Raw genomic sequence first — 21,942 nt, 5'->3', positions numbered from 1 at the left:
GCAAGCGTTTTTTGCGCCAGGACGACGAGTGACTAGAGTCAGCCTATATGCCTGGCCCCGTCACGCGAGCCGGCAACCTGGCCAGCCGATCCCAACCCTCGGCACTGATCCCGGAACAGTTCAGCAACGCCAATGTGTGCAGCGGCAGTTGCTCCAACACCGGCACTGCGGCTGAGGTAATCCGCGATTCCCCGGGATCTGCCGAGATCGTCAGATCACTCAACGGCAGCCGAGCAAGGTGGGCCACTCCGGCGTCGGTGAGCCAAGGGCTGTCATACAAACCCAGACGCTGCAACGGCAGATCGCGCAAGCAGGCCAAGTCAGCATCGCGCAGATCCAGGCCGCTTATTTCAAGTTGCTCCAACGGCAAGCCCAACTCGACGAGCTTGCGCAGAACCTTGCCATCCACGCCGCAACAGAAGCTGAGACTCAGCCGCTTCAGTGGCAGGCCAGCGAGTTGTTTCAACGCCTTCCAAGTGATGTCGTTCAATGACAGGTCCAGAGACTCCAACTCCAAACCACGCAGATCACTCAACGTATCTGCATTGATGCCTTGCACATCGGAAAGCCCCAGGCGCTTCAGTGGAAAACAATGCAGCACATCGAGCCGCTCGATCACTTGCCGTGAAGATTTGAGATCCAGGTCGGCGAGCGGCATGCCTTCCAAGGTTTCAAGGTCGTCCTCGCCAACATACGAAGACTGGAGCGAAAGCCGTTCGATGGGCAGGTCCCGGATAGCGTGGAGCATGGCATCCGTTGCGTAACATTGATCCAGGCTCAGGGAGCGCAATGCGCTCAGGCCGGAGAGCCATGCAGGGTCCTTCAGGATTGCGCTGCTCCAGCCGAGGGACAATTGTTCGAGGGGGTGACTGCCTAAGTGCGCCATCCCACGGGACGTCAGCTCGCCGACGCGTTCCAACGTGAGTGATCGCAACCTGAGGTTTGACAGCCCGAGAAGGCCATCGTCGGTGACGTCATCGCAACGGTTCAACGACAACTCCTGCAGCGGGCTATCGGCGAGTTGCTTGAAGAATTTGTCGTCGAAGTCTTCGCCGTAGGTGCTTAACGTCAGCCGGCGCAGCCGTTCGAGGGAAGGCAGGCTGGTGGCGTTATCGTCGCGGGAGAATCCGCTGATTTCCAGGTTCTCGAGAGCGAGGCCTGGCAAGCGTTGCCATACACTTTGATCGCAGCTGAAGCGTGGGCTGTTGAGCACCAACGTGCGTAAGGGCAGCCCCGCCAGGGCATCGCACCACGCCGGCTCGGCGTTATCCAACTCCAGATGATCGACCGGCAAGTTGCGAAGCTGCGCCAGCAATGGTCCGGGGCGGTTGGCATGTGCCGTGGTGTTCAACTGAGCAATCACGACGTTAGCGGCCGGATCGCACAGGCCTGCGGCGAGGCGTACGCCGTCCAATGAAACCTCGGCGGTGTCGAGCAGATCGCGGTAAAGCGCGGCACGTGTGGTGATGTCATCGGGGTGGGTGGTGAGTTGGGTGGTCAGCGCGTTGCGGGTGGGGTTGTGCACGGTTTGTGAGTCCGAAGTGGGCGAGCGCTGGGCAGGCTGCGAAAGAGAAAAGTGGCCATAAGGGAAGCACAAAAAAGAGCCTTGCTGAAGAGGATGTTGAGACGGAAAACGAGGTACCCCGGCCTTGTTCCGAATTACAGATTTCTAGCAGAAGATCAACGACGGCGCCCCTCAGGACAACTCACCCACCTAAAGGCTGTACAAATCCCCTGTGGCGAGGGAGCTTGCTCCCGCTGGGCTGCGCAGCAGCCCCCCTCTATGAACGCTCCGCACCCAAACGGAAGCAAACACCTCGCCGCCGCCGACAGCCCAACCCCACGTAACGAATACCACCACAGACAGGCTAAACGTCCTACATCAAGCTCGGAAAGCGGCGTCTTGTAGCACCCGGACAAGGCGGCCTATATTCCGTCGTCGTCCTAATGGCGACTCGGGTTTGGCGACTCGATTAACGAGGTAGCTCCTTTCAATTGAATGAGGTACTACCGATGAAACGATACATGCCCATCACCGGCATCGATTGCATCCCCGCCACCCTGCTCATCGACACCGAAGCCCCGCTCGACGTCCTCTTCGAAACCGCCGACTACCGCATCCGTACCGTGACTCAACTGCTGGAAAACATCGCATTCCGCTCGGAAATCAGCTCCGACACGCTGGTGCTCTCCGACTTTTGCAAAATGCTGACGATATCGCTGCGTGATGGGTGTGATGTGATGGATGTGATTGGGAGGCGGTTGCGGGCGCAGGCGGCTGAGTAAATGAAAACGGGCGACCTTTGGGGTCGCCCGTTTCACGATCCGTTAGAGACACTGCCACTGCTGTCATCGATGATGTGGTGAAGGACTGGAAGCGCTGGGGAGTCAATCTGCTAGGTTGCTCGGTAACCCAATGCCACCCATTTAAGCGGGGTAGCATTGGTTTTATTTGTGGCCATAACGTAGTCCATCTGCTGCGATGAGCTGTGGCGCAGTTCGTCAAGAACTGCGCCACAATTGCGCCAAAATCTCCTCAAACAGCGCCAACACAACCATGCCTTCGCCACGACCGGAATCAGGGAAAAAAGGGGACAGATTCATTTGTGCTTCACAAAGGGCTTCTTTTTATCCGCGCCACTCAAATCATACGAACCGTCAGCCACGTTTGGCACTCGGAGACAGGACGAACGGCGCCGTAATGTCGAACGTTTCCTGACCCGCTGGAACCATGTAGGGATCCTTCATGGTCAAGTGGTACAACGCAGACACCACGGCGATGTCCACCTCTGGATTGCCGGAACTCTTGCCCAAATAAACCTTTGGCTTGGGGCTCCCGGCCGAGAACCGAAAAAGCACATTGACCGTCCATGTCTGATCGCCGAAATTGAGCTGCCTGAACTCACGCGAGTACCGCAACCTGGAACGCATCTGGCGTAAAAACCCCTCATGCCATACTCGATTATATTTCTGCACCTGCTCAGCATCGAGCTCCAGCCCTCGAGCCAACAGTGGCCGCATTGCCTCCCAGGCGGGGTCGCCATATTTTTGGGTAGCATCGACATACAGCTTCAAAGCACCCGACACATCCTGCGCACCGCCCTTGCCCTGCTCCATCAGCCCACCCAACCCCACCACACCACCTATGCCGGCGCGGGTGTAATAATCGCGGGCCTTCACCGGGTCAATCGGCTCGTCAATCCCGTCCCGCGCCATGCGCGCGAGCTCCAAATAGGCATATGGATCGGATGGCGCCGCTTGCAGGTAGAGAGCCCTGGCCCGGGCAGTGTTCTGGCTCACGCCTGTACCGCTCTCGTAGAAGGTACCGAGCACATGCTGGCAAGTCGGAATTCCACCTTCGCTGGCGGCCATGACGAGCTGCAAGTCGGCCGGTCGAACCGGTCGATAGTGGATGGTTTCACGACATGCCTTGCCTTGGCTGCCATCCAAGGTGTCGTCAAAGGTGCCCAGCGGCACAAAGAAATTCGTCGATGTGGTGCGGGACTCCTCAAGGTACTCGACGGTGCTCTTCCCAAGGTCTTTCATGCTCTGGCAACCGCCAAGGGCAATCATCAGACCGATCAATACGATATTTTTAGTCATGCGGTATCTGTGTCCATACATGAAACGCGGTTGCTCGTTGCGATGATCCGCGTGTGCTCCAATAAAGAAAAAAGGTGACAAGAAAAAAGGTGACAGATTTATTTATAAACCGAGCACAACCAATAAGTATGCGCCCTCTGCATATCACAAAATAAACCCGTCCCTTTCTCGAAATAAAATCTGCCTGAGAGCGCGTTGCTTTTCCAACGTTGAATCATCAAAAAAAACCTCATCAGAGGTTACCACTTTAAAAAACCTACCACACTCATAAACTTTAACCCCCTGACATTCCAATAACGAAATACTGACAAGTCTATCCACACCAACTCTGTCCCAAAACAGATTACCCAGCCACATAGTACTTCCAATTGCCTCAATATATCCTTGCCTGTGCACGTTACGGCCAGGATTCCCTGATATATCAACTTCCATCTGATCCAAAGGAGGAGGCAACCCATTAGATCTCATTGGAAGACCTGAAAGAGAGCGACCCGAGCCTTCATACTCTAGAGGGTCTGTAGCGTTCTGCCAAAAATCATATTCAACATCAGAAACCCATGCTTGAATAAAACCTTCCACGCAGAGAATCGGTTTTATTTTCTCATCCAGTTCAGTATTGTCATGGCTCTCCAATTCTTCTAGCACCAAAAAGCAATAACCCAGGGCTGGAAGCAACCCGAATCGGATCTCAAATCCACCAGACACCAAACCACTAGGCCATGATTTCTTTTTCAGTATTTTCTTTTCAAGTGTTTTTATATCAGCCTTATTCCCATGCAGAAAAAATACCACTGGAGAGGAAAACTTATTTAAAACTTCTTCAACCAAGACAAGCATCTGCAAGCCACTGATCGACTCGACATCAAAAACAAACTTGAACCGTTTAATCTTTATAAGGCCTCACTTGAGCTCTTTAACAATCACCTTGACATTATATTCACCGAGAGAAAGGGGATTTTATTTTAAAACACCGAGCAAGCCAACAAACCCACTCCCTCTGACCTCATAAAATAAATCCGTCCTCTTTTACTCCTGATGCGCAAACCACGCGCATACCAGACCCTGCGTATCGCTTTCGGTTCAAGAGAGCAGGATTTTTCCACGTAAAAAAAGAGACGCATCTCACAGGCCGTGTCGAAAAACACAACAAAAACGACGTCTCAGATCCTTCAGGAACAGGCCACGGCTCGAAGAAGCGCTATCACTTCCTGTTGGAAAAGCGTGGCCTATTCCCTGTCAGTTTTCAGCGCTTATCTAGGGTCGATGACATCCAGTGCCCGGTTTGCCAATAACTGACCCAGCTCGATCAACTGTTGCAGCCCTAATGCAACATGCCGTCGAGAATCTTCCAAGTCGAACGCCAGATCACCGGCCATGGCATTGGCGGAGGCCAAGGTTTCGCTGAGATTGGCCAACAGGCTTTCAGCATCGACGCCCTCCACGACGGTGAACAACTGGTCCGGAGGCAGCTTCTTGTCGGGCTGGGCGGGCTTGGGGTTCAGATAGGAATCGATGACACGTTCGGCGTTGGCGTCGGCGGCGATGTCCAGATGCAGTGGTGGAACGGGTGGGTCTGGGATGAGTTTGTCCATATGGACCTCCTAACGTCAGTCGGATCCGCCACTGTTCGCGACTAAACGAAGTGGGGTGGCGGCTGTGCGCAGGTTAGTCGACCGGGACGTTAGGAAACCGGCGCACCCGAAAGTGCCCTGCGCACAGCTACCATAAAATCAGCGACAACACTGTAGCCTGACTTCAAGGAGAACCTTGCGCCTAACGAATACCGAGCGACTAAACCCGACCGCTGGATTGGCAGCGGTGGACAAAGACTAGGCACCGAAATCAGCAGGCGCAAGGGACTGGAATTTTCTAGGAAATGTCCTGCAAGTCAATGGGGAATATTCGCTCCGTCGATTCCTACGACAAGCCCGTTTGACCATTCCACAGCGAAACAAATTGCGTATAGTCCCGCCCGCCGCCCTTACGGCAATCAGTTTTGGCAGCCCACAATCTCTGAAGGAGCATGAGTTTTGTACAAGAAATTTACAGCGATCGTTTTTCTGCTATTGAGCGGCTGTTCACTGCATCCGCATACCAAGGACGAACTGCTGAACACTGGAAAAACCAGCCCCGAATACTGCCTGACGCAAGAGCGGGCAGTGGTGGAAGAACGGGTACAAGGCTACCTGAACCACTGCTTTCACCCACAAGTGGCCGAGCTCACGACGGGTGGGAGACTCGTCAATACCATCCAATTGAAAGTCGACAGCAATGCCGAAAGAAGCGACATGGTGCTATGGGCGCCGACAATCTACGGCAGCCAGTTCTATATGAACGTGATCGTCTCGGAAAAGAACCCCGCCTGCAAAACCACCATGACTGCTGTGGCTTCAGGCTGGGCCTTTGAGCGAAACTTTCCGAAGATCCTGGAAAGCGCGAAGGGGGAAGACCCGTGGTGCCCGCTGTAAACTCTTAGTACGCGAACCCGGGACACCCAAGGCGCGACAGGAAGAAAAAGAAGGGGACAGCAAAATAACCTGCCCATGGTGAGGGATCAGCAATCTGACTATTGTGGCGAGGGAGCTTGCTCCCTTGCCACAATGAAACTATTGGACCGCCTGCCCGGCTGAGCCAGAAGGCGTCGTTATAACAGCTGGTTCTATAACTTTCGCAGAACGCCCTGTCTCGACATCGCGAACTTCGTAGTACCACCACTTCATCGAAGAAACACCATAAAGCCCATAGGTACGGCCACCGACCAAATCCACGGTCATTTCAATTGGGCGTGTGTATTCGGTTCCAATGGCGTACTGAACGGAAAGTTTATGCCTTCCTGCCCCGAGTCGATACTCGGTTTGACGGGCTAGCCAATACAACGATGTATCGTCATCGATTTTGGCTATAGACAAACTCTTGTCGAACTGCCGAATTATCGCAATTTCTTCCGAAGGTTTTCCTTCTGCGCTTTTATGCTCGTAATGGATACATCCTGTCATTGTGAAACAGAAAAAAATCATCGCTATAAAGCGCAAAACAACATCGTGTCGCATCAATAGCCCTCCAAGGCACATAGAAAAGGTAGAAAAAAAAGGACCGTTGTTTAGAACACCAAACAAACCAAGAGGCCTACTTTCTCTGCAACCTTAAAACAAATCCATCTCCTTTTATTGCGCCATCTAATCCACCAAGAATGACGAGAAATAAAATGATATTTTTTTATCCTCAAGATCGCTCAATTGATAACGCATTCTGTCAAACCCAGAATCCAGCTTACTCACGCTCATATGCATTAGCTGAGTCAACCCACCGCCAAAGTCACGGGACGCAAATTGACTAATATCAATGAATCTGATATGCACGACATCAGCCTCTGCCTTTTCAGAGGTTGAAATCGATAGAAATAAATCATAGGCCAACCCATCGTCATTCAACTGAATGCTAAGGGCATGCAAGCAGTTGTGAGCAACAAGCAACTCATTCAACTCCGACACTTTAATCATCGTTTATCCTCGTCTCCTTCCCCTTGGATCCATAACCAGGACCATATTCGTATGTATGCGTATGCGGATCGGAATGATACTCCGCTGGCTTTCCTTTATCCCCATATCCGTGATTCGTGTAGTAAGTCCTCTTAACTTGCCAGCAAAAAAGGGTACCAGCAAAAAAGAGCAAAAAAGGGGGACAGATTTTTTAGAACACCGAGCAAGCCAATAAACCCACCCCCTCTGACCTCATAAAATAAATCTGCCCCCTTTTCGGTAACTCTATTCATATTCCATCCTACCTCGATGAAAACAGGAGAATGGAGATCTATTTGTAAACTAAACCACTACAACATCACCGGAATCCAAATAAATTGAATAGGCCTCATACCCACTACCACTATCAGCCTCAACGACGATCGTATCGCCAGAATGGAATGTTATCTTCAACCCTGCGCCTTCAAACTCTTTAACCGACGCGACATCTTGTAATAAAAAGTCCAGTAAAGGCGCACTCGTATACGAATCAGAAAACTCTCGCCGCCCTAAAGTGCCGCCGACCTCATACGTCAACCCTCCTTCTATACAGAAAGAGACTTTATATGGAGGCACACCTGGGGCCACTTGCGGACGTGCAAATTCCAATTTGGTGATTGCCACCCCAAAACTAACCATTTCCAAGTAACACTCGGACAATAGCAAAAAATCAAAATCATCGGGCAATGCGTACATACGTCACCTATGTCAAACCTCAAGTTCAACGCCGAACCGGCGGTAAAGTGTCGGGGGGAAGAGGAACATGTGTGTCGCCCTGACCCTTCCCAGGTTTTCCTGTCGCGGGGTTCATTGGTTGTTTGCCGGAGTTTTGCCAACGCCAGTATCCATTCTCATATCCGGGCACAGGTGATGAACCAGGGGGCATTACTCGAATGTGCTCCCTTTAGCAGGATCGGTCCCGGGTGGAAAATATATTTCCCCTTTTCGCTGGTTAACGTCAGCAAACGCTATTCCACCAACCCTCCCCTCTGCAGTGACAAATAAAGTAGGCGAATTTATTTATAAACAGCAAATAAATCCGCCACTTTTCATTTTTTTCATTTCTTAAACCACCTGATAAAAAGTAACCACCGGACCATAATCTTGATCCGAGTTTGAAACATCCACATTAAATTTTCTCTCGGGAAATTTATTATTCAAAACCAACCGCCACGATAACGCAACCACTTCTGACAATTGTGCAAACACCCTATCATCGACGTCTTCAGAACACCCATCGAAGACATCATATAAATGAGTATGATTGATCATTTTCTCAACTGCTTGCAGATCGCCACCAAGTTGCTTAAACCAACAATCAAAAATATCGCCATCAAATTTGCTTCCTAAGAACACCCCACCCCTAACAACAACGAAGTCAGGAAAAAACAGCTTGCACGACAACAACACGTCCTCAGGATTGCACATATTACTTATATAAGAAAACTCATCAACCTTCTCTTTTTCCACCCACCCCGATTTCCAGGACTCATAACGAGCCAAGCCGCCCAAGGGATTAATTGTGTTGATTTTCATTATGGAATCTCGTCCGACTTAGCAAAAAGGGGACAGATTTATTTTAGAACACCGAGCAAGCCCTAACCTCATAAAATAAATCTGTCCCCTTTTCGGTCCCTTTTCGAATACCGACACCTCTCTTACTTCACCGCTGCAGTGTTAGTGAAAAATCTTCAATGGTTTTATTTTTCTCTTTCAGCAGAGACATAACAAAGTCAGGCTCAAACTCCATTAAAAACTCAATAGCATCGTAAATTTTCCACCGATGTATTTCCGGATGATCAATTATCGACCTGAGATACTTCTTAAAAAGCGGAATATATTCCAGATACCTTTCACGCTTCACAAAGGCAAGGGCATCGGATATTTCAAAGGGCTCATCACCTGCAAACTCTATAATTTTAGATAAAGGTAGGAAGACTTGAGCCCTCGCCACGTCCCTTTCCCCCCTACCAGCCATGTTGGCAAAATACATAGTTATAGCCATCAGGATCTGACGATAAGTATCATCGTACCCATGCAATCTATGAATATAAAAATCCTTGATGAACGCAGGCCTTTCCATACTTTCCTCTAAAGCAAGCAGGCCTTCAACGACCCCCCAACTAGTCAACAACTTCGCAGCTTGGAAGCGCACCGCCTCATCATCTGAGTTGATAAGTAAACCCAGCACAGCACTCATTCTCTCCTGCGGAATATCCTCAGGATCCAGCTCTCCTGCTTCAGCGGCATAATCTGCTTGTTCCGGGATGCCATTGAGCAGTTCGTTAGTTTTCCGATCCATCATAAATCCTATTTCTGGATAAATTTGATATAGCCGGCCGGTACACAGCCCTTTATCAAGCACTCACCATCACGCTTTACGTTTACCAAGTCTGCCTCTGCCCTGTTCAATGAGGTCTCATTTTTCGGAGAGGGATTATTCATAAATTTATCCCTCGCGGCATTTACCCTAGCCTGCAGCTCGGCGGTGACCTCACGATTGCTCAAAAATTTGGTGTCTGGCAATACACCAGAATCGATATCTTCCTGCAATCGCTTCACGTCAATTTCTATTTTTTGAGTGCCATAGTCTTTAGGGTTCGATGATACCCTCGGGTCGGTTACAGAGATGTACGGAGAATTTTCAGAACCGCCTCCACGCACATGTGTTTGAATGCTGCCCGTCCCCTCAAGGTTAGGAGGTACCAAATCGCCATTCTCATCGATGTATGCCTTTGGTTTCCCATTTCCTCCTACAGCTAAAGAAAAATCATTGTCGCTGCGCACTACTACAGGGTCACTTGGAGTTTTGGCACCTACGCTTGTACTGCTTCTTCCCGAAGAGCCGATCTTTGGAATCCCAAGGCTCGCAGCATTCATGGCTCCAACGACGATATTGCCGATGCCATTCCATGTATCACCGTCGTAGACTTGGCCCGCGCCGTGGCCTGCCTGGAGTACACCATTGGCCGCAGCGGCGACCCGAATCGTAGTGCCGAGATTACCGGTGAGAAAATAGAGAGCTGGTGACCCCACGTCACTCATCGCCTGCATTTCGCGATTGATGCGCAGGTAACCTTGAGCATCGCGATACAACATTTCGCTGGAGCTCTGGTCTCTGGACCAAAAGATATTGGCAACCGACACACCATCCTGAGCTCTCAAGCCATCGGCGTAAGCAATTCGCTCCTGTGTAGTACCACCTGCAAACGGGTAATCCCGATAAGGAACCGGTCCGTTCTTAAGCAAGTTGTCGATGCTGGTCTGAGCTGCCTCGTTCCCATACTTGAGGCTTTGCTCATAGCCGTACACCTGAAGGTAGGCGGCCAACTCGGTTTTTTCTGAGGACGACAGTGACTTGGGATCGGTGTGAAAACGCTCCAACAGCCCATCGCTACGTTGGTCTGCGCCTTGGAGCACCATCATTTTTTTGGCGGCATCCAGGCTCTTGGTTTCCTCATACTCCTTGAGAGCTCTGTCTCGCTCTGCTTGGGAGTGATTGCCCAAGAAGTTGTAACGCGTGCCATTTTCAGCCACTTGCGCCGCAACTTCGAGATCCCCATTCGAGGCTGCGGCGCCAAGTACGCCGACGACCTTCGAAAGTGCGACCAGATTCTCTTGAGCCCGAACGTATTCAGCTGTACCAGGTTCCAGATGCGAGGGCAGTAGCGTATCCCCCAGCAAGCCGATCAGAACCTCGTTTGCCCCGCCCGCTATTGCCCCTGTACGGAAGTCTCCTCCCATGACTTCAGCCATCAATCCGCCCAAGGCCGAATGAAGGAGAATTTTCTCCAGGCCACCTTCGGTTAGCGGTAGGTCACCTATTTTTCCTGCGCCGTATGCGCCCCCAATGCTTGCCGCCGTTCCGACCAATGAAGTTGCAAAATTATCTTTGAAGCTGCCCCCGTACACGGCTGTTTTAATCGCAGCATCCGCGGCCACTTTCGTAGCCACCGTCCTCACGCTCTCGGCGTTGAACCCAACCGTGCTGGCGTCATAACCAAGCCCTTGTGTAACCCCGGCCGTAGCCATCGAGACGGCATACCCTTTCAGGCTGTCCTTGGAAGTAACGTCCTTGGCAATCGCGCCGAGATTGCCCCGGTTATCGATGGTGCTGACCGTCGCCTTGGTCGCGACACTGATGGCTCCAGCCTGAAGCATGGTATTCATGCCAGCCATCATCGGCCCCATCACGGCCGCGAGGGCAATGGCAATGATCAACTGCGAAGCCGGCCCCAAGCCCGACGTGTTGTATTTGAAGGACTCGTGGATTTCCTTCACTTGCCGCCAGTCGACGTCACCGCGCCGCTCGGCTTCCTTGATCCAAGCCAGTTGCGGATCGGCTTTTACCATCGCGTCGATGGTCTGGCTAACCGTTTGCTGATCGACGTGCTTGATATCGATCTTCAGGCCTTCGACTGCCTTGATGGTGATATTGCCCGCCGCCACCATCTGCGTCTGACGCAAGGTTTCATCGGTATTACCCTTGCCCTTGGCGGAGTTCCAGAACGCATTGTTATTGGTCTTGGTATGGCTTTCGTCGTGCAGATCCTTTACGCCTTCGAAGACGATGGCGCCGCCACTGTCCAGTATCAGATCCTTTCCACTTTGCAGCTTGGCGACTTGGTAGCGCTGGTCATCGCCACTCTTGAGCACCAGGTTGCCTCCCGTCTGGATCTGGCTGCCGACATGGGTGATTTGTGTCACCTCATCGCGCCGCATCTTCAAACTGCCCCAACCGCCCTTCTTTTTCATGTCATACAACGAGTAATCACGATTCTGCTCAGCCAGCAGACTCAACTGCTTACCCGCCACCAAGTAGGCTTCATTACCCGCCGCAATCTTGCTCGCAACCATCAACAGATCATTGCGTGCACCAACCCTTACATCACCTCCAGCCGTGAGCGTGGTCGCCTGCTGCGAGACATGGTCTTCTTCCTTGTTGATCTTCTTGCCGCTGCGCTTGTAGCGGTATTCGCTGGAGTCCTGGTTAGCCGCCGAGATCAGGGCGACATCGTTGCCGCTCAGGTTGATGTCGCCTTTGGCCCCGAGATGGCTGGCGACCACGGTCAGGTTGTTGCCAGCAGTGGCATTCAGGTCGCCGCCTGCCTGCACTTCACTGGCATGCTGTACGGTCTGGCTCTGTTCCCAGAAGTGACGTTTGTCCTTACGCATCGAGCCGCTTTCTTCGCGGGCCGCGGAGATGACGATGTCTTTTCCTGCGCGCAAATCAACGTCATTGCCCGCCGTAATGGCGCCGCCCACGTTCAGTAGATCGCCGGCTGCCTGAACGCTGACGTTGTTGCCGGCCTCGATGCGCGCCGCATTGTCGACCACCGAAGTTTTCGAACTGAAACCGTTGCCACTGTTCTCGATCGTGGTAATGGTCCGGTCATTGCGGATGTCACCGGTCAACGTCGACAGCTCGACATCCTTGCCCTTGAGGATGCCGCCTTGCATGTTGACCAGGTCTTTGCCGGCGACCAGCTTGAGCCGCTCGCCCGCCTCGGCCAGGCGCGTGTTGAGCAGATTGTTCCCTGCCGCCGCCGAGAGGTTCTCGCTGGCACGCAGCGTCCCGGCGTTCTTCAGGTCGGTGCCCGCAATCAGAGTGAGGTTCTTGCCCTGGATCAGCGCACCATCGGCCGTCAGCCGGTTGTTGGCCTGTGCCAGGTAGAGCACCGGCACCAAGACATGTTGACCATTGACGACCTGATCTTCCATCCAGACGATATCGTGGGTCAGTGCGGCGACTTGCTGCGAAGTCAGGGTCACGCCAACGGCCAGGTCCAGAGTATCCTTGCTGGCGATGGCGTTGTTCATCAGGTACTTGAACATGCCTTCATCGCTGGTCTGTCCGGCAATGAAACGCTGCCCAGTGCGGGCCAGCACCGCTTGTTGAATCAGGCGTTGCTCGTACAAGCCATCGCCCAGGCGCTTCCAGCTGGTGTCGGGGTCATAACCCAGGTTGCCCAACAGGTAGTCCGAGCTCATGAACTGCTTGAGGTCGGTCAGCGCGGGGTTGGTTTCAATCAGATACTTGGGGCCGGTGATAACCCGGCTTGCATCCGAGCCCTGCACAGTGGCCCGGCTCTGGTCGTGGCTGTCTTGCGCTGCGGCCGCGCTGTCGACGACACGGAACAAGCCATTTTCGCCCGTCGGCAGGGTGAACCCAGGCATGGTGGTCGGGTTGACTTGTTGTTGGGCCAGATCAGGCGGCAGCTGCGGGTTGAGCACTACGACCGCTGGCTGTGCGGCGTTGGCAACCTCGGTCGCTGCTGATTTTGCCGTGCCCGCCAGGGGTGCCTGGAACTGCACGACACTGCTGTTCGCCAACTGCTGCGTAGCCTGGATGCTGATGTTGCCGCCCGACTGAACAACCGCCGGTGCCAGCGACTCCCCTGGCGTAACGATGGTGATATCACCGACCTGACGGAAGCTGTTGAGCGCGTCGACGGGGACTTGTTTCGGGTTGCCCTGGGCGTTGTAGGGGACGATGAACCTGCCCCGGAAACGCTCGTCGGTTCCGTCGGTGACCCTGCCGGTGTTCCAGGTCCGCGTTCTGACGCTGGTGCCGGAAGCAGCGCCAATGTTGGCAAAATTGTCTGCCGTGATCTGCAGGTCGGCAGCCGAGGCCATCACGCTGTATTGGTTGGTCACCGCAGAGCCATCAACGGTCAGCTTCGCCCCACTCATCAGGGTGGCACTGGCCGAGTCTTCAAGCACTACGCTCTGGTACGTTTCATTGGCTATGTAGTCGACGTTGTGATAATCGCCGCCGCAGTCATAGCATTTGACACTGATGGAGCCTGACACCAGCTCATCGGTGGTGGTAAAGACGTCCTTGCGATTGATCAGGGTGTCGCTGCGCAGCGACATATCCTTCGCCGACTCCAGGGTGCCGGAGATGTTCTCCAGCAGCACGCTGCGAGCGACGCCATCTTGTGCCGCGACATTAAGTGCCCCCAGGCTGTAGACGTCCGCGCGATAGTTGGTGAAGCGGTTGAAACGCAGGGCCATGTCCGCGCCGCTGAAGATCAGGCCGCGATCGTTACGGGCCTCGTTAGCAACCAGTTCGACGGTGTCGGCGCCACCCAGCGTGCCTGTATTGACCAGGCTCGTGGCGGCGAGGGAGAACTTGCCGCCGCCGGTGATCCGTCCGGCATTGTTCAATGCACCGAGACTGGTGACGGTGGTAGCGCCACCGCCAGCCAGGCGCGAACCGCTGGATAGGTCGAGGCTGGCGGCGCTCAAATCGAATTTATTGACACCGCTGACACGGCTGTTTTCGGTACCGACATAAGCGCCGGTCAGTTGCAGATCCAAATCAGCGTCGCTGCTGATGGTACCCGCGTTGTTCCAGGTACCGCCCGTGGCCAGCAAGCTTTGCACCGCGATCAACTTGCCGGTGCTGGTCTGATTGAGCTGGCCCACCTTCAGGTTCAGGACATTGGCTTGGATATCCGAGCTGTTGTCCCAACGCGCCGCGTCGACAGCCAGGGTGCCCGAGGTCATCAGGCTGCCGCCGATGTTGCTGAACCTGGCGAGGTCCACAGCTAAAGTGCCGGTGCCCACATGACGAACGTTACCGCCAGCATTCTTGAAGCCTGCCATCTGCAAGGACAGGTCCTGGGTGGCCGCCTCAATGACGCCGCTCTGGTTGTCCAGCAGTTGGTCAACCGTGAGGGTCGCGGTACCCAACTTGCCTACAGACCGCAACTTGCCGCCCTGGTTGTCAATCGACGCGGCGCCGATCAGCAGGCCATTGGCGCCCTCCACCAAGCCGTCCTGGTTGGTCAGTGCGCCGGTAAGACCGAAATCGATAGTGTCCGCCGCAACCCGTCCGCCGCTGTTATCCAAGTCATGGGCACGTACCGTCAGAGCCTGTTTGGCAAGCACTGCGCCGCTGCGGTTTTCGAGTGTGGCAGTAGTGATTTCAGCGGTCCCGGACAAGGCCGACACCTGCCCGCCATTGTTGAGCACTGCTTGCTCTGCACCGACTTTGACGGACTGCGCCTGGATCAATCCGGCATCGCCGCCTAAGGTGAGCGACTTGCCGTTGTTCAGGACCTTGTCGAGGGTGGTTTTCAGCCAGCCATCGACACTTGCCAAGACCCCACCACGGTTATCGAGGCTGCTCGCCTCGACATCCACATTCCCGGCCTGGGTGATGACACTGCCATCCTGGTTGACGAGATCGCCAGTGATATCGACTATCAGGTCTCCCTGGCTGAGCAGACTGCCATTGGAGTTATCGACAGCACCACCGCCGATCGTCAGTCCCTGCTCGGTGCTGATAATCGCCTTGCCGGTATTGAACAGCTGTTGGTGAGCCGTCAGGCTCATGGCCTTGACCGAGGCGATATAGCCATCGTCGCTGTTGCGGATGCTGTCTGCGGTCAGGGTCAATTTCCCCTGGCTAACCAACTTGCCGTCCTGTTGATTGAAGCTTTTCAGGGTCGCAACGAGATCACCCTGGCTGGTGATTTGACCTCCGCTATTTTCAGCATTGCCGCCCCCAAGGGTTAGTGCAGCGTCGGACGCAATTTTGCCGCCGCTGTTATCCAAGGTTTTCGCTTCGAGCTTCAGGAGGTTGTTACTGCTGATGACGCCAGCGCTGTTTTTTAGCGTCCCGGCGACCAGGGTCTGCTCGCCGTCGCTGGCGATGATCCCTTTATCACGGTTATCCAACGTTCCAGTGGCCAGCGCTTGAATTTTGCCTTGGCTAACCAGCGTGCCGGCACGGTTGTCGATGGCCTTGCTGTCGAGCGTCAGGGTCTTGCCGGCGGAAAAAGTGCCGCCGCGATTGTCGAGGGTCTGCGTGGTCGTGGCTTTCAGGTCGCGACTGGCGATGACGCTCTGCCCGCGGTTGTCGATATTCGCCGCGGTCAGCACCACGTCGCCAATCTGGTTGCGGGTGTTATCGACGTTGACACCCGCTTCGATGATGCCAAGGTTGTTAAGCCGGCCATCAGTGGTCAGCGTGACATTCTCGCGCGCGGCGATGGCTTGTTGGTTGCTGAGGGTGCCCTGGGTCGTCGCCTGGACACGGCTGCCGGCATAGATCGTCCCTTGGGCATCCAGGCTCTGAGCCTTGATCTCGACAGCGCCTGCCGCCGTGGTCTGCGCCAAACTCAAATGCCCATTGGCATCCAGCTGAATATCCCCGCCACTGGCGACCATCTTGCCGTCCAGCTTCACCCCGACTCCGGCCTCGGTACCCACCAGCTTGATCGCCCCGGCGTACATACCACCCAAGGCCGAGGAATCGATGGCCAATTCGGGTTTGGCACTGCCGTCGTCGGCCCGGGCAGTGGCATTCAGGGTGCCTGCGTTGACGTCATTGCGCCCGGCCACGATGGTCAGGTTTTTTGCCTGAATCTCAGCGTTGATCTTGGCGCTGCGAGTGATGATTTCGAAGCGGTCGACGTTGTTCGCGTTCAGGCCCGCGCCTTCGATGGCGACGCTGCCCTGGTCCACCTGATAGCGCCCCACCTGGCCGTTTTCGATGATCGGCTTGCCCGTGGTCAGGGTCGCCTTTGGGGTATTGATGAAACCGCAGCCGTTGCAGGTAATGCCGTAGGGGTTGGCGACGATCACACGGGCCGACTGCCCTGCCACTTCGGTGTAGCCGCGCAACTGGCTGGGGTTGCCGCCGTTGACTTCGTTGAGGATGGTGGTGGCGGCCGTGCCCTGGAGGTTCGGGTTGCCGAGGATGATCCCGCCCAGCTGCGTGGCCTGGGCCGGGTTGGTGCCGTTGTTGAGGATCACGCCGTTGCTGCCGACGTTGTAGTCCTTGAACTGGTTGTGAGACAGCCCGCTGCCGTTGGGCTTGGCGATGTTGACCACCGGCACGCCGTTGCCGGCCTGGCCGAGGCTGGTGCCCGGGGCGCTGACCACGATGCCGACCGCCTGGGCCCACATCGGTTGCCAGAACATGACGTTGGCCAGCAGGAACGCCAGGCCACGCTTGGGCATGCCCCAGAAGGCGTCGCGGGTTTTCAGGGCAGCAGAAGGTTGGCGGGCCAGGAAGGCGTGTTGGCGGTCGTCCATGATCAGGTCTCGTTACAGCAGCGTTAAATAGATACATCCAAGCGGAAGTAGATCGGCGCTTCGCGCTCGGTCAGGGCATCCGGACGTTCCAGGGAATGGGCGAAGGTGACGCTGGCGTTCAGGTGCTCACCGCGGGCGAACAGCTCCAGCGAGTTGCTCGACATGCGCCCGTGCTCGCTACCGTTGTAGCGATTACCGCGAATCACGCCCTGGTCATAACCGAGGCTGGTGCCATATTCGGCAAACACCGGGCGCAGCCACTCCATGGTCACCGGGCGGCTCCAGCGCAGGTCGTTGCGCCAGTAGCCGCCGCTGTCGCCGGACAGCGTCTGGTCCTTGTAGCCGCGAACCGACGACAGGCCGCCCAGGCTCATGCGCTGAGGGCTGAACAGCACGTCCTCGCTGCGCTGGCCGGTCATCAGGCTGCTGAAGCTGAAGGACTCGCCCCCCAGCATGAAGGGCTGCAAATAGCTGAGGGTGGCGGTGTACTTGCGATAACGCGCATCCGGCAGCCCAGGCCCCGGCTCATGATCGCCCTGGGCATCGAGAGCGCCGATACCTTGTTGCAGGCCCAGGTCGAGGTTGACGAAGGCATTGCCGATCCGCCGGCCATGGTTGATGCCGAACTGCGCCTCGCTGATGCGGTTGCTGCTTTCGGCAAGCTTGCTGTCTTCGATGAAGTTGTTGGTGCGCAGGTACGAAAGGCCGGTGTTGAGTGAAGTCTTGCTCACGGCATCGCGATGGACCACTCGCTCCAGGCGCACCTGATGGTTCTGGCTGTCGCCACTCTGCTTGAAATTGAAGCCGTTGGCCTGGCCCAACGCCCGGTACTCGCTCTCGCTGTAGGTGTAGCTCAGGTTCCACCAGCCAAACGGCAGGTTGTAATAGAGCATGCCATTGCGTGAGGTTTTCTGATGGTCGCTGACGGCATCGTGGCCGCCGCGCAAGGCCAGTTGGTCAGCCAGGCCCAAGGGGCTGTCCCAATCCAGGGAAGCGCCCCATTGCTGCTCGCCGGTGCTTTTCTGCCCATCGTTATGCCGTGACAGGCCGGCGCGCCAGGGTTTCTGCGGGGCGTTGTTGACCCGCACTTCGCTGCCTCCGATGTTTTGCCCGGGGGTCAGCTCCATTTGCGCACGGTTGGACGGCAAACGGTTCAGTTGATCGACCATCTGCTCCATCTCCCGCAGGTTGAGCAGATCGCCGGTTTTGCCGGGAAACGCCATCGCCAACTCACGATCCGACAACTGACTGTTCTCGGCACCTTTCAGGCCTTCCAGGCGGCCCTCGACGACCAGCACTTGCAGGTGACCGCTGGACAGGTCCTGTTGCGGCAAATAGGCACGACTGGTGACCAGGCCCTTCTCCAGGTAGTGGTCGGTAATGACCTTGAGCAACTGGTTAAGCTGCGGCACGCCCAGGCACTGGTTGAGGAAAGGTTTGAGCAGGCGTTGGCGCTCGCCCTCGGACAACGCATCGGCGCCCTTGAGCTCGATGGTCTTGATCGGGAAGCAACGGGTATCGGCAGGTGCAGTGGGCTGGGCCGGCTTCGCGTCCTTGCCGGGCAGGTCCTTGAGTTCTTCCAGGCGCCGACGCTGCTCTTCGAGCAGACGGTCCTGGCGCTCACGAATCAGGTCCGTGTCACCGGGGGTTGGCGCAGCATAAGCAAGTGTTAGCGGAGACAGGCACAGCAAAGCCAGGCACGACCTCGCCCACAGGGCGGGTGAGAACATGTTCGATCCCTCGATACAGAAATGACAGCAAGCTCGTGAGCGGACGAAGAGCCGAATGCCGGCTTACCCCCATGAAACACCCACGTTGCTGATGCGCAAAACCACGCGCACACCAGACCCTGCATATCGCTTTCGGTTCAAGAGAGCGGGAATTTTCCATTCAAAAAAGAGACGCGTCTCACAGGACGCGTCGAAAAACACAACACAAAACGACAGCTCGGATTGCGCCGACGCCTACAGACACTCATCCAGGAAACTCACCACGGTTCCCATGCAAGCCATCCGCTCCTCGATATGGGGCATATGGCTGGAGTGTTCGAACAACGCCCAGCGAATGTCGGGAACATGATCCACATAGGGTTTGACCACCAACGGCGTCGCTTCATCGTATCGGCCTGAAATCAGCAGAGTCGGCACGCTGATCCGAGGCAAGCGATCGGTGATGGACCAATCCTTCATGCTGCCGATCACATGGAATTCGGTGGGGCCATTCATGGCGTGATAAACGGTAGGATCGGCATCGATCTGGGCAAAGGTACGGGCGACTTCATCGGGCCAGGGCGTGACACGGCAGACATGACGGTCGTAGAAAACCCGAGCGGCCTCAAAATACTCGGTAGACGTCAAGGTTCCAGCCCGCTCGTGCTTGAGCAGTGTTTGCTGCACCTCAATGGGTAGAAGCTGGCGCAAGCGATTGACTTCAAGGAGCCACGTGGACATGTCCGCCGGGGAGTTGGCGACAATCAACGCGCGCAAGCCCGCGGGCTGGAGCACCGCATGTTCGCTGGCCAACATGCCGCCCCAGGATTGCCCCAACAGTGCGTAATTGTCGCGAATGCCCAGATGATCCAGCAGGTTCTCCAACTCATCGAGAAAGAGCGCCACGTTCCAGAACGAGGGGTCTTTTTCCGGAAGATGGGTGGAACGCCCATTGCCCAGTTGGTCGTAATGAATCACCGGATAGCCACTGTTGGCAACATCCTTGAAGGCATCGACATAATCGTGTGTACAGCCCGGGCCGCCATGCAGGATCAGCAGCGGCGTACGGCCACTGCTGAAGTCGCCAGTGATGCGATACCAGGTCTGATACGGACCAAAAGGCGCAAAGCCTTCGTGCGTTACGGGAAGATCCATTTCGTGCCGCTCCCTAGAAATACTGCGGAACACGATACCGGGGACTGGACGGCGGAATAACTAGAGAAACAGATAGGTTTTTACCCGATTTCAGCTATCGAGCAACCGATAGTGCACCGCCCTGACCACCGCCTGGACCCGATTCCTGGCGCCGAGCTTGTGCATTGCAGAAGTCAGGTGGAGGGTGATGGTGGCCAAGGAACGATTCAGTTGCCTGGCGATGTCCGCCGCCGTCAACCCTTCAGCAGCTAATCTCAAGCACTCACGCTCGCGTTTGGTCAGGCGAACCGGGCATGCGCGGGCTTCCTTGCCGAGCAGCGGAAAAGCCGCCTCTTGCAGGGCATGGGAAATCAGGCTGAAGTCGCCCAGCGTTTGCCGCACATCCTGCAGGGTGCTCCCTTTCGTATCGGTGCGCAGCCCGGTCAATGTCGCAAAGCCACCTTTGGGCAAATGCATCGGCACCGTCACGCCACAGGTCATGCGCGAATCCTGCAGGTAGCTCACGACCGGAGCATGACTCTGGCCGATGAACGGCTGCAGCACCGTGTCGGCCTCCGGTCGATAGGACCAGACAAAAGGAGATATGGCATTGATTGCCAGATGCTGGACGGGGTCGATCTGGTAATAACCTTCTTCACACCAGAGCGAGTGCCAATCACGGGGGGTATTGCGCAACTTCAGCACAGTCGGGGTGATCAGTGCCCCATCATGATCCAGCGGCACCGGGCTGTAGTCGTACACCAAGGCATCAAAGCCTAACGCCTGGACCATCCCCAGGGTGTTATCCATCTGTTCGTCCAGGCTCCTGCCAGACAAAAGACGGGTATTGAAGTCAGACAGCTTGGCCTGCATCCATTCAGCTCCCTTATTAATTTCAATCCTGAAATCGTGCAAGTAGAATGCCACGCCTGAGCGAGGGAATGCCAGAGATCAAACCTATAAGAATTGCTAGCTTATGGGCGCGTAGCTTCCTCGGTAAGGTTTAGCCAACGGGCGCACCTGAGCAGGAGAGCAATGATGTGGCGTGAGATCGAGCCAGACCAGCGGTACGACGTGGAAGTCGATGGTCATCGTCTGGTGGCCTATGGCTTTGGCGACGGCGACGACGTGCTGTTGTGCCTCAATGGTGGGCCGGGATTGCCTTGCGATTATCTGCGTGACAGCCATGGCTGGCTCAAGGAAAAGGGCTTGCGGGTCATCGCTTTCGATCAGTTGGGGACTGGCGCCTCGGCCAGGCCTACTGACGAATCCCTGTGGGACATCACCCGCTATGTGGCGGAGGTAGAGACCGTCCGCCAAGCCCTCGACCTGGGCAAAGTGCACCTGCTGGGGCACTCCTGGGGTGGCTGGCTGGCGATCGAGTACGCCATTCATCACCCTCAATCGCTGAAAACCCTGATCCTGGAAAATACCGCCGGCGATATTCCTCATCTGTCCCTGGAACTGGAGCGTCTGCGGGCGGCCCTGGGCAGTGAGACCGTCGCGATGATGCAGCGCCATGAAGCCTTGGGCACCCTGGATCATCCGCAATACCAGGCGGCCATCACCCTGCTCAACTATCGCCATGTCTGCCGTCTGGACGAGTGGCCAGCACCGGTGACACGTTCCCTGGGCGACTGGAACATGGGGCCTTACATGACCATGCAGGGCCCCAACGAATTTCTCTATACCGGCAATCTCAAGGACTGGAACCGCATCGAGCAGATGGCCGGCTTCGAAATGCCTGTGCTGATCACCACCGGTCAACATGATGAACTGACGCCAGCCTGTGCGATGCGCATGAAAATGGCGCTCAAGGATGTACAACTGAATGTGTTCCCCAACAGCAGCCACATGCCGTTCTACGAAGAGCCCCAAGCCTACTTCCCAGTCCTGCTGGACTTTCTGCACCGCCATCGGAACTAGCC

The 21,942-nt window shown here is 55.5% G+C and carries 16 protein-coding genes; 3 read left to right on the top strand and 13 right to left on the bottom strand.

Going from position 1 to position 21,942, the window contains the following annotated elements; genetic code table 11:
* Positions 1-43 precede the first annotated feature (43 nt).
* Positions 44-1,525, bottom strand: coding sequence for a leucine-rich repeat domain-containing protein (locus tag IB266_RS24495; RefSeq protein ID WP_192262951.1), 1,482 nt, complete (start codon positions 1,523-1,525; stop codon positions 44-46).
* 488 nt (positions 1,526-2,013) lie between these two features.
* Here IB266_RS24495 and IB266_RS24490 point away from each other — a divergent pair, with 488 nt between their 5' ends.
* A complete protein-coding gene (locus tag IB266_RS24490; protein ID WP_192262949.1) occupies positions 2,014-2,286 on the top strand; it encodes a hypothetical protein in 273 nt (90 codons plus the stop codon).
* A gap of 372 nt (positions 2,287-2,658) precedes the next feature.
* Here the strand turns inward: IB266_RS24490 and IB266_RS24485 are convergent, their stop codons facing one another.
* From IB266_RS24485 to IB266_RS24475, 3 genes are all read right to left on the bottom strand, one after another.
* Positions 2,659-3,603, bottom strand: coding sequence for a tetratricopeptide repeat protein (locus IB266_RS24485; RefSeq protein ID WP_192262947.1), 945 nt, complete (start codon positions 3,601-3,603; stop codon positions 2,659-2,661).
* A gap of 144 nt (positions 3,604-3,747) precedes the next feature.
* Entirely contained in the window at positions 3,748-4,440 is a 693-nt protein-coding gene (locus IB266_RS24480) for a hypothetical protein (protein WP_225613645.1), read from the bottom strand.
* A 413-nt stretch (positions 4,441-4,853) separates the two neighbouring features.
* Complete coding sequence (locus IB266_RS24475) at positions 4,854-5,195, bottom strand: DUF6124 family protein (protein ID WP_192262945.1); 342 nt, start codon at positions 5,193-5,195, stop codon at positions 4,854-4,856.
* 438 nt (positions 5,196-5,633) lie between these two features.
* Here IB266_RS24475 and IB266_RS24470 point away from each other — a divergent pair, with 438 nt between their 5' ends.
* Entirely contained in the window at positions 5,634-6,071 is a 438-nt protein-coding gene (locus IB266_RS24470) for a hypothetical protein (RefSeq protein WP_192262944.1), read from the top strand.
* A 138-nt stretch (positions 6,072-6,209) separates the two neighbouring features.
* On the opposite strand, the gene IB266_RS24465 is transcribed toward IB266_RS24470, so the two are convergent.
* From IB266_RS24465 to IB266_RS24425, 9 genes are all read right to left on the bottom strand, one after another.
* A complete protein-coding gene (locus IB266_RS24465; protein ID WP_192262942.1) occupies positions 6,210-6,653 on the bottom strand; it encodes a hypothetical protein in 444 nt (147 codons plus the stop codon).
* A gap of 126 nt (positions 6,654-6,779) precedes the next feature.
* Entirely contained in the window at positions 6,780-7,103 is a 324-nt protein-coding gene (locus tag IB266_RS24460; RefSeq protein ID WP_225613641.1) for a hypothetical protein, read from the bottom strand.
* A gap of 321 nt (positions 7,104-7,424) precedes the next feature.
* Positions 7,425-7,817, bottom strand: coding sequence for a hypothetical protein (locus tag IB266_RS24455; RefSeq protein WP_025211708.1), 393 nt, complete (start codon positions 7,815-7,817; stop codon positions 7,425-7,427).
* Positions 7,818-8,186: 369 nt separating this feature from the next.
* The gene (locus IB266_RS24450) at positions 8,187-8,657 is read right to left on the bottom strand and encodes a hypothetical protein (RefSeq protein WP_192262940.1); all 471 of its coding nucleotides are present in this window, start codon (positions 8,655-8,657) and stop codon (positions 8,187-8,189) included.
* Between the two features lie 127 nt (positions 8,658-8,784).
* Positions 8,785-9,423 carry a hypothetical protein gene (locus IB266_RS24445; RefSeq protein ID WP_192262938.1) on the bottom strand — a complete coding sequence of 213 codons (639 nt, stop codon included), beginning with the start codon at positions 9,421-9,423 and terminating at the stop codon, positions 8,785-8,787.
* Positions 9,424-9,431: 8 nt separating this feature from the next.
* The gene (locus IB266_RS24440) at positions 9,432-17,171 is read right to left on the bottom strand and encodes a DUF637 domain-containing protein (protein WP_192262936.1); all 7,740 of its coding nucleotides are present in this window, start codon (positions 17,169-17,171) and stop codon (positions 9,432-9,434) included.
* A gap of 23 nt (positions 17,172-17,194) precedes the next feature.
* Positions 17,195-18,901: a ShlB/FhaC/HecB family hemolysin secretion/activation protein gene (locus IB266_RS24435; protein WP_192262934.1), complete on the bottom strand. Its 1,707-nt coding sequence runs from the start codon at positions 18,899-18,901 to the stop codon at positions 17,195-17,197.
* A gap of 234 nt (positions 18,902-19,135) precedes the next feature.
* Positions 19,136-20,035, bottom strand: a complete 900-nt coding sequence (locus IB266_RS24430) for a proline iminopeptidase-family hydrolase (protein WP_103308582.1) — start codon at positions 20,033-20,035, stop codon at positions 19,136-19,138.
* A 90-nt stretch (positions 20,036-20,125) separates the two neighbouring features.
* Positions 20,126-20,887, bottom strand: coding sequence for a LuxR family transcriptional regulator (locus IB266_RS24425; RefSeq protein WP_192262932.1), 762 nt, complete (start codon positions 20,885-20,887; stop codon positions 20,126-20,128).
* Between the two features lie 165 nt (positions 20,888-21,052).
* Here IB266_RS24425 and IB266_RS24420 point away from each other — a divergent pair, with 165 nt between their 5' ends.
* Positions 21,053-21,940, top strand: a complete 888-nt coding sequence (locus IB266_RS24420) for a proline iminopeptidase-family hydrolase (protein WP_192262930.1) — start codon at positions 21,053-21,055, stop codon at positions 21,938-21,940.
* Positions 21,941-21,942 lie beyond the last annotated feature (2 nt).

The sequence above is a fragment of the Pseudomonas sp. Pdm06 genome, assembly GCF_014851795.1.
Taxonomy (GTDB): domain Bacteria; phylum Pseudomonadota; class Gammaproteobacteria; order Pseudomonadales; family Pseudomonadaceae; genus Aquipseudomonas; species Aquipseudomonas fluorescens_AA.
This window is presented reverse-complemented; position numbering and strand designations above follow the sequence as displayed.